Raw genomic sequence first — 15,543 nt, forward strand, 5'->3', positions numbered from 1 at the left:
GGCACTCCCGATCAGTTCTGGCTGGCGCCGTCGCCCTGGGCGTCGAGCCGCTTGCCGACCTCGGCGGCCTTGGCCTGGTAGTCGGCCGGCGAGTAACCGGCCTCCTCCAGCGCCTGGGCCACTTCCGGCGGCATGTAGTTCTCGTCGTGGCGTGCCAGCACCTGGTCGGCCCTGAGCCAGCCGTCGTGCTGGAGCTCGCCGACCACCACCACCCCCTGCCCCTCGCGGAACAGGTCGGGCAGGATGCCACTGTAGTGCACGCGCAGGTCGTCGACGTAGTCGGTCACGGTGAATTCCACGTCGAGGCTGTCTCGATTGCGCGACACGGACCCCTCCTTGACCATGCCGCCGGCACGGATCTGGCGCTCGAAGGGCGCCTCCCCGGCGGCGATCTGCACCGGGCTGAAGAAGAGGTTGATGTTGGCGCGCAGCGCGTAGAGGGTCAGGCCGATGGCGATGGCCGCCAGGGAGACCAGCCCCAGGATCACGAACAGCTTCTGCTTGCGTTTAGGTGTCATCGTTACGACCACCCCTCTGATGGGAAACCTGTGCCTGACCGCCGGCGAGGCGCTGTTCGCGCCGCACCCGGCGCTGCAGGTTGCGCAGCAACTGGCGCCGCTCGCTGCGGGCGTGTAGCACGATGCCGCCGAGCAGCGCCGCGGTGACGGCCCAGGAAGCCCAGACGTAGGGGCCGTGGCCGCCCATGGCAAGAAACTCGTTGAAGGTCGCGAAGGCCATCACCCCTCCTCCCCGGCCAGGTCACGCACCCAGCGCTTGGTCGACTCGCGGCGCAGGATCTCGCTGCGGGTGCGCATCAGCGTCAGGGCGATGAAGAAGCAGTAGAAGCCCAGCACCATGATCAGCAGCGGCAGCCACATCTCCATGGGCATGGCCGGCCGTGAGGTGATGGTGAAGGTGGCGGGCTGGTGCAGGGTGTACCACCAGTCGACCGAATACTTGATGATCGGGATGTTGATCACGCCCACCATGGCCAGTACCGAGGCCGCCCGGGAGGCGCTGTCGCGGCTGGCAAAGGCGCCGCGCAGGGCGATGACGCCGAAATAGAGGAACAGCAGGATCAGCATCGAGGTCAGGCGGGCGTCCCACATCCACCAGGTGCCCCAGGTGGGTACGCCCCAGACCGCACCGGAGAACAGCGCGATGAAGGTCATGGCCGCGCCCAGCGGTGCCATCATCGCGGCCGCCATGTCGGCGACCTTGATCTTCCAGACCATGAACACCAGGCCGGCCACCGCCATTGAGACGAAGATCGACTGGGCCAGGAAGGCCGCCGGCACATGCACATAGATGATGCGGAAGCTGTTGCCCTGCTGGTAGTCGGCCGGCGCGAAGGCCAGCCCCCAGACGCTCCCCACCAGCAGCAGCAGCGCCGCCGCGGCCCAGAACCAGGGCTGCAGGCGGGTGCTGATGGTGTAGAACCACTTCGGTGATCCGAGCTTGTGAATGAAGGCCCACATGCCTCGTCAATTCCTCAACCGTTGATGCTGATACGCAGTGCTGCCGCGATCGCCCAGGGGGCGAACATCAGCGTCACCGCCAGCAGCGCGCCAAGTATGGCCAGATGTGCCGCAACGCCATCCCCCAGGATCGCCGCCTGCACGGCGCCGGCACCGAAGATCAGCACCGGGATATAAAGAGGCAGCACCAGCAGCGAGAGCAGCACCCCGCCGCGCGCGAGCCCCACGGTCAGCGCCGCCCCGATGGCCCCGATCAGGCTCAGGCTGGCGCTCCCCAACGCCAGCGACAGGGCCAGCACCCCATAGCTGCCGGCCGGCAGCGACAGCATGATGCCCAGCAGCGGCGCCATCAGCGCCAGCGGCAGGCCGGTGAGCAGCCAGTGCACCGCCACCTTGGCCAACCCCAGGGCGGCCAACGGCTGGGGCGTGAGCAGCAGCTGCTCGAGGGAGCCGTCGTCGTAGTCGCCGCGAAACAGGCTATCCAGCGAGAGCAGGGCGGCCAGCAGGGCCGCCACCCACAGCAGTCCCGGGGCGATGGTGGCCAGCAGTTCCGGATCCGGCGAGATGCCGATCGGGAACAGGGTGATCACCAGGGCGAAAAACACCAGCGGGTTGAGCACCTCGCTGCGCCGTCGCAACAGCAGGACCAGATCGCGTTTCAGGGTCGCTCGCAATGCGACCATCAGGCCGCCGCGAGGTTCCCGGTGGCAGGGCATGGCCGCCTCGGTGTCGGTGATCGATGTCTCAGTGCCGGGCATCGCCTCCTCCCCGGCCGAGACGGATATGCCTCAGCTCATCGGTGGCCCGCAGCTCATGGTGGGTGGTGACCAGCACGCAGCCCCCGGCCCTGGCATGGGCGACGAGTCGCGCCTCGAGGGCCACCACGCCGTCACGGTCGATGGCCGTGAAGGGTTCGTCGAGCACCCACAGCGGCCGCGGCGTCAGGTCCAGCCGAGCCAGCGCCACGCGGCGCTGCTGCCCGGCCGAGAGCTGGCCCGTCGGCACATCCTCGAAGCCGAGAAGCCCGACGCCTTCCAGCGCCGCCAGGCGCTCCTCCTCGTCACCGGGCTCCCCGGCCAGCGCCTGATACCAGGCGAGGTTCTCCAGCGGCGTCAGGGCCGCCTTGATGCCCGGCGCATGCCCCAGGTAGAGAAGATGGGCGAGAAAGTCGTCCCGCACCCTGCGCATCGGCACCTCGTTCCAGAAGAGCTCGCCCTGGTAGTCGGCCAGCTGTCCGGACAGGATCTTGAGCAACGTGGTCTTGCCGCTGCCGTTGGGGCCTTCGACCCGCACGATCTCGCCGGCGCGAATGTCCAGCTCGAGATCCTCGAACAGCCAGCGATCGTCACGCTCACAGGCCAGTCCACGGGCTTGCAGACGCAGGGGCAAGGCACTCTCCCGGAATGGGGTAATTTCGCCCGAAACTCTACACGGAAAGGGCTTTTGCTACCAGAGAAGCCCGTGCGTCAGCCGGTCGCAGTTGACCTGCATCAACGCTACCGGCGATGGCCGGCCCTTGCCAGATCCCAGCCCCCTGCTATGCTTCAGATTCACTGTACGTATCGACAGGGGTTTGCCCACCGGTCTACCGACAGGAGAGACGCATCATGCCAAAGGCCACACCGCAGTTCCTGCATCGCCGGCCCAACCTGCCGCTGGCAGAGGCCTGGGAAACCATCGAGGACGACGACCTGTACCGCGACGAACTGATCGAGGTCCCGCTGCTGGGGCGGGTCTCGGCGGGACTGCCCATCGAGGCCTGCGTGGATGCCGGCAGCATCCACGTACCCTCGCGCATGGTGCGTCGCAACACCTATGCCCTCAAGGTCCGCGGCGACTCCATGGTCGATTGCAATATCTTCGACGGGGATGTGATCATCATCGAGCGGCAGGAGAGCGCCGAGAACGGCGAAACCGCCGTGGTGATGATCAACGACCAGGAGGTCACCCTGAAGAAGCTCTACATCGAGAAATCGGGCGTGCGCCTGCAGCCGGCCAACGAGACCATGGCCCCCATCTACCTCAGGAACAGCGACATCCAGGTGCTGGGGCTGGTGATGGGCGTGGTGCGCCAGACGGGGCTGGCCGCCTGATGCGCTATGCGGTGCCCGATCTCCCTGCCGGGGAGTGGCGCGTGAGCGAGCTGGACGTGGAGAAGAGCCGCTTCATCGCCTGGCTCTGCCATGCTCCCGACATCGCCGCCTTCGACACCCTGCTGGCCGCCGCGCGCCGCACCCACCCCACTGCCAGCCACCACTGCAGCGCCTTCATCGCCGGCACGCCCGGCGAGCAGACCGCCATCGGCTTCTCCGACGACGGCGAACCCGGCGGCACCGCCGGGCGCCCCATGTTCCAGGTACTCCACGGCTCGGGGCTGGGCCAGGTGGGTTGCGTGGTCACTCGCTACTTCGGCGGCACCAAGCTCGGCACCGGCGGCCTCGCGCGCGCTTACTCCCAGGCTGTCGCCCAGGCGGTGGAAGCCCTGCCCCGGCGCGAGGTCGTCGAACGCACCCCGCGGCAACTGAAGGTCGACTTCGCCGGCGAGGCCGAGGCTCGCGCCTGGCTGGCCGGCCACGATATCCCCGTGGAGCAGGTCGCCTACGACGCCGACGGTGTGGCGCTGACCGTCGGCTGGCCCAGTGACACCGAGCTCGACCTGACCCCGCTGGCGGCCCGGCTGCGCGGGCGGCTGACCCGTCTTCCTGACTGACGCTGGCGCCCAGCCGCGGGCTACGCCATGGCGCGCCTGGGCAGCGACAGACGCCGGACGCTGCCCCCCAGGAGACCAGTGCCACAGCCACTGCCAGCCACAGCGCCAGCTGAACGGTACCGAAGGGCGATGCCATCACCAGGGCCACCACGGCGGTGCCGAGGCACTGGCCGAATGTCCTGACGGCCGCCAGCACGCCGGAGGCATTGGCGCTCATCGCCAAGGGGACACTGCCCAGGATTTCGCGATTGTTGGGCGCTTGGAAGAAGCCGTAGCCGAGGCCGCACAACAGCGAGGGCACGATGAGGTAGGCGGCCTGTTCCATCACGCTCAGCCAGGCAAGACCGATCATGCCGACCAGGAAGAGCGCCAGCCCCCCCGCCGACAACAGGGCCGGATCCCGCTTGTCCGCCAGGCGGCCTGCCACCGGCCCCGACAGCAGCAACGCCAACGGCCAGGGCGTGAACAGCAGGGCCGCCTGCAGGGGCGTCACCCCCATGACACTCTGATAGAGAAAGGGTAGCGCCACGAAAGCGGCGCCCTGAGCGGTGAACGCCAAGGCGGTGACGAGCGTGGCCGAAGCGAAGCGCGGCTCGAGGAACAGCGACAGGGGCACCAGGGGCGACGGGGCACGTGCCTGCCGCCGAATGAACAGGCCAGCGGCCACCAGGCTGGCCACCGACAGCCCAGCGACCATCCCGAGACTTCCACCATGCCCCAGGCGCTCCATGGCGAACAGGAAGCCCCCCATCATCAGCATGGAGAGCAACGCCCCCGGCCAGTCGAAGGGGTTGCGGCGCGGCGATTCCCGGGGAAGCGCGCGCCATGCCAGCCACAGGGCCACGATTCCCGTCGGCACGTTGAGCGCAAAGATCCAGGGCCAACCGGCGACGGAGAGGACGAGACCGCCCAGGGACGGCCCCGACGCCAGCCCCACCGCGACGACCATCGCATTCAGGCCGATGGCACGTCCCAGCAGGCGCCGCGGAAAGATCACCCGGTAGAGGGAAGGCCCCAGGCTGAGTATCGCCGCGGCACCGAGGCCCTGCACGGCCCGAAACAGCAGCAACACCTCCAGGCCAGGGGAGACCGCGGCACCCAGCGAGCCCAGGGAAAAGAACAGGATTCCCCCGGCGAAGATGCGCCGGTGGCCCAGCAGACGGCCGAGTGCCGCGAAGCACAGCAGCGCCGCGGCACAGACCAACTGATAGACCGTGGCGACCCAGACGGCCTGGGAGGCAGGCACCCCCAGATCCCTCGCCATCGTCGGCAAGGCAAGGTTGACGATTCCCAGATCGAGCACGGCCATCATGGTGGCCAGCACCACCACCAGCACAGCCAGTCGCCGCTGCGGACCGGGCAACCCCTCGTCGCCCGGGGCCTCCTCGAAAAGTTGTCTCAGCACCGGCCTCCCCCCGCCGACAGCAGGCTCCCGGCCCCCGTCCTTTTCCACCAGCCCATCAGGCTTCTCCCGTTCTGCGCCATCTTCCGCGAGCACGCTGCCCGGCCAGGTGATCATGAACACTCTTGGTATACCACATACAATCAAAGGCGTTCAATCTGCCCCCCCTCCTCCCGGCCGGACGGCGCCGCGAGACAGGCCTCGGGGCGTCGCTCCCGCTCCTTATCACAGCAGCCGAGCCGATAAATTTTGACCCAGGTCAGAAAAACCCTTGACAGCTTCGAAGAGGGGAAATTAGGCTTGCCGCATGGCTTTTGGTATACCATGAGCCATCGGAAGGCAGAAGGCACCACAACACCAATCGCCACCTGCAGCTTCCCGATACCTTTTTGAGCACAAGTCAAACAGACCGTTGCCTGCGGCTCGAGTCCCCCAGGCAACCCAAGGAGACCTCCCCATGGCACAGCTGATGAATCGCGATGAGTTCCGTACCGCCCTCGAGGAAGCCATCAAGGGCAAGAGCGCCAACAAGGCGCCGTTCAGCGTGGCCTGGGCCAGCGGCAAGCTGACGCGCGCCCATCTGGCCAAGTGGGCCGAGAACCACTACCACTACGTCGGCCCGTTCGCCGACTACCTGGCCTACATCTACGCCAACACCCCGGAAACCTACACAGAGGCCAAGGACTTCCTGCTCCAGAACATGTACGAGGAGGAACTCGGCGGCGACCGTCACACCGACCTGCTGATCCGCTTCGCCGAGGCCTGCGGCACCACCCGCGAGCGCGTCGAGGATCCCGACAACATGTCGCCCACCACCCGCGGCCTGCAGAGCTGGTGCTATGCCGTGGCCATGCGCGAGCACCCGGTGGTGGCGGTGGCCGCCCTGGTGGTGGGCCTGGAGTCCCAGGTGCCGTCGATCTACCGCAAGCAGACCCCGACGCTGCGCGAGAAGTACGGCTTCACCGATGAGGAGGTCGAGTTCTTCGACCTGCACATCGTCTCCGACGAGATCCACGGTGAGCGTGGCTACCAGATCGTGCTCGAGCACGCCGACACCGTCGAGCTGCAGCAGCGCTGCCTGAAGATCTGCGAGATCGGCGCCCAGATGCGCCTGCTCTACACCACCGCGCTCTATTACGACTACGTGTCGCAGGACCTTCCCCTCAGCGAGCTCGACATGGCTGCCTGAGCGACACCGGACACGTCCGGCTCCCATGCCGCGCAGCGCCTGCCGGTCTCGTGCCGGCAGGGCTGCCCATCACCATGAGCTCCAGTAACCACAAGAGGTGAGCGTCTTGGATAACGCACCCCAGTTTCTCAATTACCTCGACGGCCAGTGGCTGGCCGGCGACTCGGGCGAGACCTTCGAGAACCGCAACCCCGCCGATCAGGCTGATCTGCTCGGCCACTTCCAGGCCTCGACCACCGACGATGCCCGCCGGGCCGTCGCGGCCGCCGACCGCGCCTTTGCCGGCTGGCGCGCGACGCCGCTCTCGCAGCGTGCGGCGATCCTCAACCGCGCGGCGGACTACCTGGAGGCGCACATCGATCAGTTCGCCGAGGAGCTGACCCGTGAGGAGGGCAAGCTGCTCGCCAACAGTCGTGGGGAGATCGCCCGCTCGGCCCAGACCCTGCGCTTCTATGCCGTGGAAGGCCAGACCATCACCGGCGAGACCTTCCCCCAGGACGACGCGGGGATGCTGGTCTATACCCAGCGTGAGCCGCTGGGCGTGGCCACCGTCATCACGCCCTGGAACTTCCCGATCTCGATCCCGGCGCGCAAGATCGCCCCGGCGCTGATCACCGGCAATACCGTGGTCTTCAAGCCCTCGTCCGACGCGCCGCTGATCGGCTATCGCCTGGCCGAGGCATTGCACCACGCCGGCGTGCCGGCCGGGGTCTTCAACTTCATCACCGGTGCCGCCTCGGCGATCGGCGAGGAACTCACCGCCAACCCGGCCGTGAAGGCCATCTCGTTTACCGGTTCGACCGCCGCCGGCGAGCGCATTCACCGCGCCGCGGCCATGGCCACGCGCACCCAGATGGAGCTCGGCGGCAAGAACCCGCTGATCGTGCTGGACGATGCCGATATCGACACCGCGGTGGACCTGACCGTCAAGGGCGGCTTCTCGCTCACCGGCCAGGCCTGCACCGGCACCAGCCGGGTGCTGATCACCCGCCGCCTCAAGGAGGCGTACCTGGAGCGGCTGGTGGCACAGGTCAAGACGCTGGCGATCGGCAACGGCATGCGCGAGGGCACCCAGATCGGCCCGCTGGCCACCCGCCAGCAACTCGACAGCGTGCTCGGCTACATCGCGCTGGGCAAGCGCGAGGCGACCCACGTCTACGGTGGCGAGCACCTCACCGGCGGCGAGTACGACAAGGGCTTCTACGTGACCCCGGCGATCTTCAGCGACGTGACCCAGGAGATGCGCATCGCCCAGGAGGAGATCTTCGGCCCGGTCGTCGCGGTGATCGAGGTCGACGGCTACGAGGACGCCATCGTCAAGGCCAACGATACGCCCTATGGCCTCTCGGCGGGCCTGGTGACCAACGACATTCGTTATATCCAGCGCTTCCCGCTCGACGTCGAGGCAGGCACGGTCAAGGTCAACCGCACCACCACCGGCAACCTGGTCAACGCCCCCTTCGGCGGCCTGAAGCAGTCGAGCACCTCGACCTTCCGCGAGTCGGGCCGCGCCGGGCTGGATTTCTTCACCCAGACCAAGACCGTCTACATCGGTCGCTGAGCGCCGCGCTACCGGAACTTCGACAATCACCACCCTGACGAGAAGGTGACACCCATGAAACAGGTATTTCGACTGGAACTGGAAGAAGCCAAGCTGATGGTGGAGGCCGCCAAGCGACGCTCCGAGGAGATCGGCGTGCTGGAGACGATCTGCATCGTCGATGACGGCGGCTACCCGCTGGCACTCGAGCGCATGAACGGCGCCCGCGTCACCGGCCCGCAGATTGCCTGGAACAAGGCCTTCACCGCGGCCGGCCACAAGCGCTCGACCCACCTCTTCAACACCGCCCCCAACGGCCCCGCCCTGCCCGGCAACGAGGCCTTCGGCATCCAGTGGAGCTTCGAGGGCAAGTTCGCCGTCTTCGTCGGCGGCTTCCCCATCGTGGTCGATGGCGAGGTGATCGGCGGCGTGGGCCTCAGCGGCGGCAACGGCGAGCAGGACACCCAGGCCGGCCTGGCGGCCCTGCAGGCCCTGCAGGATCACCTGCGCGAGGCCGGCCACGAGGTCATCGTCGAAGCCGACATCAAGAAATGACACCCCGGTCGGCAGGGCCTCACGGCCTTGCCGACACCCCCTGACGACACGCCCAGCGCCAATGCCCGGCATACAACGACAAGGACGTAGCGTATCGATGGGTGCGCTCGAGGAGGCCGACATGACCTACCGCATCACTCTCTCGGACACCGCCGACACCTTCGAGGTGCAACCCGGCGAACCGCTACTCGATGCCGCCGAACGGGCGGGCTTTCCGCTCGTCCATGACTGCCGCTTCGGTGGCTGCGGCGCCTGCCGCATCAAGCTGCTGTCCGGCCGGGTCGACTACGAGGAGCCCCCCTTCGGCCTCACCGAGGAGGAGCGCGACCAGGGCTACGCCCTGGCCTGCCAGGCCCTTCCCCAGAGCGACCTGACCGTCAGCGCCCAGCTGCTGCCGGCCGGCCATATCCCGGCGGATTTCCACCAGGCCACCATCGAGCGCCTGGACAAGCTGAGCCATGACGTGACCCACCTGGTGCTGAAGATTCCCAGTGCCCGCGAGGTCGCCTTCCATCCCGGCCAATACCTCAACGTGATGCTGGACGACGGCAGCCCGCGCAGCTTCTCCATGGCCTCGCCGCCGCAGGGCGAGACCTTCGACTTCCATATCCGCCGCGTCCCCGGCGGCTATTTCACCGGACGCCTGGAGACCCACTACCGGCCCGGCGATATGCTGGACGTGGAGCTACCGCTCGGCACCTTCCGCCACGACGCCGACAGCCCCCGGGACCTGCTGATGGTGGCGGGCGGCACGGGACTGGCGCCCATCAAGAGCATCATCGAGTCGCTCCAAGACAGACCCGACGCCCCCAACATCATCCTCTACTGGGGCGTGCGCAGCGCCGAGGACCTCTATCTCGACGAGCGGCTGCATCACTGGGCCCGCACCCTGCCCAACTTCCGCTATGTCCCGGTGCTCTCCGAGGCCGACGACCAGTGGGGCGGCCGACGCGGCTTCGTGCACGAGGCGGTGTGCCAGGATCACGCCGACCTGAGCGGCTTCGATGCCTACCTGTGCGGCCCGCCGCCGATGATCGCCTCCGCCAAGAACGGCTTCGCCCAGCGCGGGATGAGCGTGGAGCGCATCTTCTCCGACAGCTTCAACTTCACCCACGAACTCGACGACAGCGTGGCTTGAGGAAACGCTGCAGCAGAGATGAACGAGGTTACTGCCATGCTGGATATCACCTTCATCACCAACGACCACAAGGTCATCAGCGCCCCCGAGGACTCCAACCTGCTGCGTGTCTCGCTGCGCGAGAAGGGCGGCATTCCCTTCAAGTGCGGTGGCGGCCTCTGCGGCACCTGCAAGTGCCGGATCGAGGAAGGCCTCGAGAACACCGATGCGGTCAAGAAGAAGGAGGAGAAGCTGCTCGGTGCCGACGAGATCCGTCAGGGCTACCGCCTGGCCTGCCAGACCTTCCTGACCGGCAGCGTCAAGGTCTCCTGGGAAGAGCGTCCGACGGGCACCGGAAGCGCCGTGCGCCAGGTTCGCCCCACGGCCGAGGCCTGACTCCCGGACCACCCCGCGGCCGGCCCGGCACGCCCGGGCCGGCCGCTTATCGACAGGACCCCACGACTAGGGCGAGAACTTATGCTTGATATTGGACTCATCGGCTACGGCACGGCCGGCAAGGACGTCGCCGAGGCCATACTCTCCGGCCAGGCGGGCGACAGCCGGCTCGTCGCCGTGCTGGTCCGCGATGCGACCAAGTACACCGACACGCACCTTCCGGGGTGCCTCCTCACCGACGACGAGGAGGCCTTCTTCGCCTGCCGCCCCGCCGTGGTGGTGGAGACGGCGGGCCACGAGGCGGTCCGGCGCTACGCCAGGACCGCCCTCGAGCACGGCAGCGACTTCATGGTCGTCTCGGTCGGCGCCTTCTGCGACCCGGCGTTGCTCGATGCCGTGACCGAGGCCGCCCGCTGCCGGGGCCGACGCCTGATCGTGCCCTCGGCGGCGATCGCCGGCCTGGACCGCATCGCCGCCGCCGCCCAGGGCCCCCTGGAGCGCGTGACCCTGACCACCCGCAAGCCGGTGAAGGCCTGGCGGGGCACCTTCGCCGAAGAGGTGGTGGATCTCGACAGGGTCACCCAGCCCACCCTGATCTTCGAGGGCAATGCCCGGGAGTCCTCGCGGGTCTTCCCCGAGAGCGTCAACGTCTCGGCGGCCCTGAGCCTGGCGGGGGTGGGCTTCGAGGCCACCGCGGTACGCGTGCTGGTGGACCCCACCATCGAGAAGAACGTCCACGAGGTCACTGCCCGGGGGCTGTTCGGCGAGGTCCGTATCGAGGTGCAAAACACCCCCTCCCCCGACAACCCCAAGACCGGCCATATCGTCGCCATGAGCGTCGCCCGGGCGCTGAAGAACCTCTCCTCGCCCCTGGTGATCGGCTAGCCGAAGCGCCACAACGACAGCGGGCGCCGTCATTCGACGGCGCCCGCTGTCGTGGCGTTCTCTGGCGGATCAGACCCGGGAGCGGCTGACATAGGCCTTCCGGGACTTCTCCAGGTGGATGCGGGTGAAGCTCTCGGCCAGGTCCTCTTCCCCGCTGCGGATGGCCCCCAGCACGTCCCGGTGCTCGCGCAGTGCCTCCTTGGTGCGCCCCGGCAGGCCGGCACTGAGGTTGGAAAACGCCCGGACGTAATCCTTCAGGTCGGTGAGCATTTCGTGCAGCTTGGGGTTGCCGGCGGCCCGCCCGATCAGCTCGTTGTACTTGACGTTGAGCTCCACGGCATCCTCGCCGTCGCCGTTCTCCAGTGCCTGCTCGATCTCGGCCATGAGCTGGTCGATCTCGGCGATGATCCCGTCATTGACTTTCTGGGCCGCCAGGCGTGCGGCCAGCGACTCGAGGGACGCCAGGATCATGAAGACCTCGAGGATCTCCGCCTGGGTGATCTCGTTGACCACCACCCCCCTGCGCGGCACGGTACGCACGAAGCGCTGGGTCTCCAGGCGAAACAGCGCCTCGCGGATCGGCGTGCGACTGATGTTGAGCTTGTCGGCGAGCACCCGCTCGACCAGCCGATCCCCCGCCTTGTACTCGCCACGCAGGATGGCGTCCTTGAGGTAGGTGTATACCTTGTCACGGATCGGCGAGAGGTCTTCCTGGGTCCAGGGTTCGGCCATGCGCGGTACCTTCGGGTGAAAAAGGCGAAAGGAAGGAAACCAGAATGTTACCACACAGGCGAATCTGGTACACGAAGGCCCAGGGCGGGAAGGCAAGCGGGAAAGACGCCAATCAGCGCAGCGACGTCCTTTCGAGCCGGGTTTCTATGGAACCGAATGTCACCAGTTGCTCCAGCTCGGCTCGCGCCGCCTCGACGGTATCGAAGTGCTCGAAGAACTTCAGTGGCACGCTGTTGGTGCTGCCATCCTCGCCGGTTTCGACGATGCTGACCCTGCCCTGCTCGCCACTCACCTCGGCAATGGTGAAGTCGGCCTTCTTCTTGTCGTAGAAGAAGTACTCATAGGACTCGACGGGCCAGATGCCTTGCCCCGGCCTGGCGTCATACTCGCCCAGCTTGCTCGTCAGAATGATGTACATGTCGGCTCTCTCTTGTTGCGCTGTGTGGGATTGTGCTGCGGCAGGGGCTCTCGCGGGCCCCCTCAAGTGGCCAGCGCCCGGTCGGCAGGGTGCGCAGCCGGCTCGGTCAGCAGCGCCCGAACCCCGGCTGCCAACCCCGCCAGCGCCTCCTCGACGATGGCTTCCCCGATCTCGTAGCTGGCCTTGGTGGCGTCGCCGATGCAACCGTTGCGGGTCATCTCCTCGTAGCGGTAGAAGCCCTGGATGGGGCTGCCCGGACGCAGCCCTTCCCAGCGACCGCCGTCCGCGATGTCCCCCTTGACCAGACGCTCCGGGCGTACCAGGTGGGGTGCCAGGTAGTAGGCCTCGGAGACCTCGCGTTCGCAGCTGTGGCCATAGAGGGGCGAGTGGATATGCTCCTTCAGGGCGTTCTTGGCGGCTGCCGTGGTCTTGGCGTAGTAGCACTCGACCCCCAGCTCCTGGGCGAAGCTCGCGCAGGCCAGGCCCAGCGTGCCCTGGTTGCCGCCATGGCTGTTGAGGAACAGCACCTTGTCGATACCATGTCGCTGCAGCGACGTGACCATGTCACGCAGCACCGCCAGCAGGGTTTCCGGCCGCAGGCTGATAGTACCCGGAAAATTCAGGTGATGCGGCGAGACCCCCATGTTGACCGTGGGTGTTACCAACACCTGGGGATGCAGCACAGCAGCCAGTCGCTTGGCCATCTCGGTGGCCAGTACCGCATCACAACTCTCGTTCATGTGCGGCCCGTGCTGCTCGTGGGCGCCTACCGGCACGATGGCCATCCTGACCGTCGTCAAGGCTTCCTCGACCTCGGGCCAGGTCATCTCTGTCAGGTCATAGCATTGCATCCCACTCTACTCCTTCGACGCCTGCGTGCTCGTCACCCTCGGGTGAGGGACAGGTTCTCGTGTTGTCAGGGTGTCTGTTCACTGGCATTTGGTATACCAAAACAAACCCTAACCGAATGCCCCTCATCCTGTAAAGCCCACCACCGATACCAGGGTGCCACTGCCGGCAGGACACGCCGTCCAGCCAGAGCCTCGCGGGTTGACCGAGCGTCGCGGCAGATCGGCGTCAAGCCTGACAGGCTCTGTGTTGTTGCCTCAACCTCAACGTAACCCACGACGTTGAGGAGGGGCAGGTCAATCCATCATGTCTAGGCGCAGCTGCGCTGCGCCACCTCACTGGAGAGCGTAATGTGCGCTTCGATCAGCACCCGGGCGCGGGTAGCATCCCGAGACAGCGCCAGGTCGACCAGCTCCTGGTGCTGGGCATCGAGCTGCTCGCGCAGCTCCGGGGCTCGCGGCGCCACCCGGCGATAGCGGTCGAACTGATCGTGCAGTTGAGCGATGAAACGCAGTAGCCACCGGGAGCCACAGGGAGCCACCAGTGCATTATGGAAGTGCGCGTGAAGCTGCTCCCATTGCTCGACGGGCGTGCCGTCGTCAGCGCGTATCAGCCGGTGGTTGGCCGCCAGCAGCTGCGATTCCCACTCGGCATCACCGTGCTGAATGGCAAGCTCCAGCGCCATGCCTTCGAGTCGCCGGCGCATCTCGGTGATGTCATCCAACTCGCTCCGGCTAAGCTCCAGCACGCGGAAGCCCCGCTGATTCTCCTGACGCAGCAGGCCATAGGCCGCCAGGCGATTGAGCGCCTCACGCAGCGGGCTCAACCCCACTTGATACCTCTCTCTCAGCGCCGTGATCGACAGGCGCTCACCCGCGCCGAATCGCCCATTGAGCAGATCCTGACGCAGGACCTCGAAGATGCGGCTCGCCCCTGTCGCTGCCTCCTTGACGCTTTTCGCCATGGCGTGGCTCCCCTATCTTTTTTGGAATTTGGTATACCGACCCCTTGACGCTGTCGGTCTGTGCGTCCTACTCTAGCCCACATAATCGATTTTTACCACAAAAACATATTAGGGTTCGCAGGCAACTTGCTGTTTTCTTTCGCCTCATCCCCTTACCTCCCTCAAGGACCCATTGCCTCATGAGCACACCGGAACAGCGCAAGATCTTCTTCTCCTTCCTGCGCATCGGCCTTCTCGGGTTCGGTGGCGGCCCCTCCATGATCCCTCTGGTACACCAGGAGGTGGTCAAGCGGCATGGCTGGCTGGAGGATGAGGAGTTTGCCGACATCCTGGCCATCGCCAATACCCTGCCGGGCCCGATCGCCACCAAGATGCCCGGCTACATCGGCTATCGCATCGGCGGCCCCACCGGCTGCGCCACCGCCGTGCTGGCCGTGATCCTGCCGATGATCGTCGCCATGATCCTGCTGCTCGGGCTGTTCAGCCGCTACCGCGACGTGGGCTGGATCCACGGCATGAGCCAGGGCGTGGTCCCGGTGGTGATGGTGATGATGGCGCAGCTCGCCTGGGACTTCCTCAACAAGTCACGCCTGGCACTGGGCTGGAGCATCAGCCTGGTCATGGCTAGCGCCGCCGGCGGCCTGATCTACTGGGCAGGCCTCCATCCCGGCTGGGTCATCGGGGCGCTGCTGGCCGCGGCACTGCTGCAGCCGGTCACGAAAACCGCTGACACCAAGGCCGAGGAGGCGATTCGATGATCTACCTGGAGCTGTTCCTGGCGTTCTTCATTCCCAACATCATCGGCTATGGCGGCGGCCCGGCCATCATCCCCCTGATCGAGGCCGAGGTCGTGGGTAACCATGGCTGGATGAGTGCCCAGGAGTTCGCCGAGATCCTCGGCCTGGGCAATGCCCTGCCGAGCCCGATCGCCACCAAGATGGCCGGCTATGTGGGCTATGAGGTGGCCGGTGCGGGCGGCGCCCTGGTAGCCGTGTTCGCCACCGTCGTGCCTTCCCTGCTGCTGATGCTGGGAGCCCTGGGCCTTCTGTATCGCCACCGCGACTCGCCCCGCGTCAAGCGCATGAGCCAATGGGTGCGCCCGGTCATCGCCGTGATGATGGCCGCAATGGTCCTGAATTTCTTTCACGAGGGTCTGGCCGGGGCCGGGCTCGTCCATACCCTGCTGCTCGCCACCGTGGCAGCCATTGCGCTGCTGCGCTTCAAGGCACACCCCGCTCTCGTGGTAGCCGGCGCCCTGGCCTATGGCGGCGTCATGCTGGGCTGACCGGCAACGGCCTTTCCATGGGG

At 66.8% G+C, this 15,543-nt stretch carries 19 protein-coding genes and 1 pseudogene; 10 read left to right on the plus strand and 10 right to left on the minus strand.

All coding sequences use genetic code 11. The features are described from left to right. Window positions 1-11: 11 nt before the first annotated feature. Genes ccmE through ccmA form a run of 5 tightly spaced genes read right to left on the minus strand, consistent with a single transcriptional unit; the run spans window position 12 to window position 2,867 of the window. The gene (gene ccmE / locus AC5W54_RS06270; protein WP_495961216.1) at window positions 12-518 is read right to left on the minus strand and encodes a cytochrome c maturation protein CcmE; all 507 of its coding nucleotides are present in this window, start codon (window positions 516-518) and stop codon (window positions 12-14) included. Next, window positions 508-738: a heme exporter protein CcmD gene (gene ccmD / locus AC5W54_RS06275; RefSeq protein WP_495961217.1), complete on the minus strand. Its 231-nt coding sequence runs from the start codon at window positions 736-738 to the stop codon at window positions 508-510. The genes ccmE and ccmD overlap by 11 nt, the downstream gene beginning before the upstream one ends. Then, window positions 738-1,478, minus strand: a complete 741-nt coding sequence (locus AC5W54_RS06280) for a heme ABC transporter permease (protein WP_495961218.1) — start codon at window positions 1,476-1,478, stop codon at window positions 738-740. The genes ccmD and AC5W54_RS06280 overlap by 1 nt, the downstream gene beginning before the upstream one ends. Before the next feature lie 14 nt (window positions 1,479-1,492). Further along, a complete protein-coding gene (gene ccmB, locus AC5W54_RS06285; RefSeq protein WP_495961396.1) occupies window positions 1,493-2,194 on the minus strand; it encodes a heme exporter protein CcmB in 702 nt (233 codons plus the stop codon). Window positions 2,195-2,222: 28 nt separating this feature from the next. Beyond that, window positions 2,223-2,867, minus strand: a complete 645-nt coding sequence (ccmA, locus tag AC5W54_RS06290) for a cytochrome c biogenesis heme-transporting ATPase CcmA (protein WP_495961219.1) — start codon at window positions 2,865-2,867, stop codon at window positions 2,223-2,225. A 218-nt stretch (window positions 2,868-3,085) separates the two neighbouring features. Here ccmA and lexA point away from each other — a divergent pair, with 218 nt between their 5' ends. Together lexA and AC5W54_RS06300 are read left to right on the plus strand one after the other, a co-directional pair. Beyond that, window positions 3,086-3,571 (plus strand): transcriptional repressor LexA, encoded by a 486-nt coding sequence (lexA, locus tag AC5W54_RS06295; protein WP_495961220.1) that lies wholly within the window; start codon window positions 3,086-3,088, stop codon window positions 3,569-3,571. Further along, complete coding sequence (locus AC5W54_RS06300; RefSeq protein WP_495961221.1) at window positions 3,571-4,188, plus strand: IMPACT family protein; 618 nt, start codon at window positions 3,571-3,573, stop codon at window positions 4,186-4,188. The genes lexA and AC5W54_RS06300 overlap by 1 nt, the downstream gene beginning before the upstream one ends. A 214-nt stretch (window positions 4,189-4,402) precedes the next feature. Here the strand turns inward: AC5W54_RS06300 and AC5W54_RS06305 are convergent. After that, window positions 4,403-5,707 (minus strand): annotated as a pseudogene (locus tag AC5W54_RS06305) (MFS transporter); the annotation flags it as partial. Window positions 5,708-6,047: 340 nt separating this feature from the next. Here AC5W54_RS06305 and AC5W54_RS06310 point away from each other — a divergent pair. From AC5W54_RS06310 to AC5W54_RS06335, 6 genes are all read left to right on the plus strand, one after another. Further along, entirely contained in the window at window positions 6,048-6,779 is a 732-nt protein-coding gene (locus AC5W54_RS06310) for an iron-containing redox enzyme family protein (RefSeq protein ID WP_495961222.1), read from the plus strand. 97 nt (window positions 6,780-6,876) lie between these two features. Beyond that, entirely contained in the window at window positions 6,877-8,340 is a 1,464-nt protein-coding gene (locus AC5W54_RS06315; protein WP_495961223.1) for an aldehyde dehydrogenase family protein, read from the plus strand. Between the two features lie 54 nt (window positions 8,341-8,394). After that, a complete protein-coding gene (locus AC5W54_RS06320) occupies window positions 8,395-8,874 on the plus strand; it encodes a GlcG/HbpS family heme-binding protein (protein WP_495961224.1) in 480 nt (159 codons plus the stop codon). Between the two features lie 121 nt (window positions 8,875-8,995). Further along, window positions 8,996-10,012, plus strand: coding sequence for a 2Fe-2S iron-sulfur cluster-binding protein (locus tag AC5W54_RS06325; RefSeq protein WP_495961225.1), 1,017 nt, complete (start codon window positions 8,996-8,998; stop codon window positions 10,010-10,012). A gap of 18 nt (window positions 10,013-10,030) precedes the next feature. Beyond that, window positions 10,031-10,387, plus strand: coding sequence for a 2Fe-2S iron-sulfur cluster-binding protein (locus AC5W54_RS06330; protein WP_495961226.1), 357 nt, complete (start codon window positions 10,031-10,033; stop codon window positions 10,385-10,387). A gap of 81 nt (window positions 10,388-10,468) precedes the next feature. Then, on the plus strand, window positions 10,469-11,272 hold the full coding sequence (locus AC5W54_RS06335; protein WP_495961227.1) for an aspartate dehydrogenase: 804 nt from the start codon (window positions 10,469-10,471) through the stop codon (window positions 11,270-11,272). Window positions 11,273-11,341: 69 nt separating this feature from the next. Here AC5W54_RS06335 and AC5W54_RS06340 read toward each other — a convergent pair whose 3' ends face one another. The 4 genes from AC5W54_RS06340 to AC5W54_RS06355 form a co-directional block, all read right to left on the minus strand. After that, complete coding sequence (locus tag AC5W54_RS06340) at window positions 11,342-12,004, minus strand: GntR family transcriptional regulator (RefSeq protein ID WP_495961228.1); 663 nt, start codon at window positions 12,002-12,004, stop codon at window positions 11,342-11,344. A 112-nt stretch (window positions 12,005-12,116) separates the two neighbouring features. Continuing rightward, entirely contained in the window at window positions 12,117-12,422 is a 306-nt protein-coding gene (locus AC5W54_RS06345) for a hypothetical protein (protein ID WP_495961229.1), read from the minus strand. A 62-nt stretch (window positions 12,423-12,484) separates the two neighbouring features. After that, window positions 12,485-13,273 carry a creatininase family protein gene (locus AC5W54_RS06350; RefSeq protein WP_495961230.1) on the minus strand — a complete coding sequence of 263 codons (789 nt, stop codon included), beginning with the start codon at window positions 13,271-13,273 and terminating at the stop codon, window positions 12,485-12,487. 308 nt (window positions 13,274-13,581) lie between these two features. Further along, window positions 13,582-14,235: a GntR family transcriptional regulator gene (locus tag AC5W54_RS06355; RefSeq protein ID WP_495961231.1), complete on the minus strand. Its 654-nt coding sequence runs from the start codon at window positions 14,233-14,235 to the stop codon at window positions 13,582-13,584. Between the two features lie 179 nt (window positions 14,236-14,414). On the opposite strand from AC5W54_RS06355, the gene AC5W54_RS06360 reads away from it, so the two are divergent. Next, window positions 14,415-14,993 carry a chromate transporter gene (locus tag AC5W54_RS06360; protein ID WP_495961232.1) on the plus strand — a complete coding sequence of 193 codons (579 nt, stop codon included), beginning with the start codon at window positions 14,415-14,417 and terminating at the stop codon, window positions 14,991-14,993. Further along, complete coding sequence (locus AC5W54_RS06365; RefSeq protein ID WP_495961233.1) at window positions 14,990-15,520, plus strand: chromate transporter; 531 nt, start codon at window positions 14,990-14,992, stop codon at window positions 15,518-15,520. The genes AC5W54_RS06360 and AC5W54_RS06365 overlap by 4 nt, the downstream gene beginning before the upstream one ends. Window positions 15,521-15,543 lie beyond the last annotated feature (23 nt).

The organism is Halomonas sp. LMYGS-3 (genome assembly GCF_059509875.1).

Excerpts from the sequence above, each read along its gene's own strand:
- ccmE (WP_495961216.1), bottom strand. The coding sequence starts at position 518 with ATGACACCTAAACGCAAGCAGAAGCTGTTCGTGATCCTGGGGCTGGTC.
- ccmD (WP_495961217.1), bottom strand. The coding sequence starts at position 738 with ATGGCCTTCGCGACCTTCAACGAGTTTCTTGCCATGGGCGGCCACGGC.
- AC5W54_RS06280 (WP_495961218.1), bottom strand. The coding sequence starts at position 1,478 with ATGTGGGCCTTCATTCACAAGCTCGGATCACCGAAGTGGTTCTACACC.
- ccmB (WP_495961396.1), bottom strand. The coding sequence starts at position 2,194 with ATGCCCTGCCACCGGGAACCTCGCGGCGGCCTGATGGTCGCATTGCGA.
- lexA (WP_495961220.1), top strand. The coding sequence starts at position 3,086 with ATGCCAAAGGCCACACCGCAGTTCCTGCATCGCCGGCCCAACCTGCCG.
- AC5W54_RS06300 (WP_495961221.1), top strand. The coding sequence starts at position 3,571 with ATGCGCTATGCGGTGCCCGATCTCCCTGCCGGGGAGTGGCGCGTGAGC.
- AC5W54_RS06310 (WP_495961222.1), top strand. The coding sequence starts at position 6,048 with ATGGCACAGCTGATGAATCGCGATGAGTTCCGTACCGCCCTCGAGGAA.
- AC5W54_RS06320 (WP_495961224.1), top strand. The coding sequence starts at position 8,395 with ATGAAACAGGTATTTCGACTGGAACTGGAAGAAGCCAAGCTGATGGTG.
- AC5W54_RS06325 (WP_495961225.1), top strand. The coding sequence starts at position 8,996 with ATGACCTACCGCATCACTCTCTCGGACACCGCCGACACCTTCGAGGTG.
- AC5W54_RS06330 (WP_495961226.1), top strand. The coding sequence starts at position 10,031 with ATGAACGAGGTTACTGCCATGCTGGATATCACCTTCATCACCAACGAC.
- AC5W54_RS06335 (WP_495961227.1), top strand. The coding sequence starts at position 10,469 with ATGCTTGATATTGGACTCATCGGCTACGGCACGGCCGGCAAGGACGTC.
- AC5W54_RS06340 (WP_495961228.1), bottom strand. The coding sequence starts at position 12,004 with ATGGCCGAACCCTGGACCCAGGAAGACCTCTCGCCGATCCGTGACAAG.
- AC5W54_RS06345 (WP_495961229.1), bottom strand. The coding sequence starts at position 12,422 with ATGTACATCATTCTGACGAGCAAGCTGGGCGAGTATGACGCCAGGCCG.
- AC5W54_RS06350 (WP_495961230.1), bottom strand. The coding sequence starts at position 13,273 with ATGCAATGCTATGACCTGACAGAGATGACCTGGCCCGAGGTCGAGGAA.
- AC5W54_RS06355 (WP_495961231.1), bottom strand. The coding sequence starts at position 14,235 with ATGGCGAAAAGCGTCAAGGAGGCAGCGACAGGGGCGAGCCGCATCTTC.
- AC5W54_RS06360 (WP_495961232.1), top strand. The coding sequence starts at position 14,415 with ATGAGCACACCGGAACAGCGCAAGATCTTCTTCTCCTTCCTGCGCATC.
- AC5W54_RS06365 (WP_495961233.1), top strand. The coding sequence starts at position 14,990 with ATGATCTACCTGGAGCTGTTCCTGGCGTTCTTCATTCCCAACATCATC.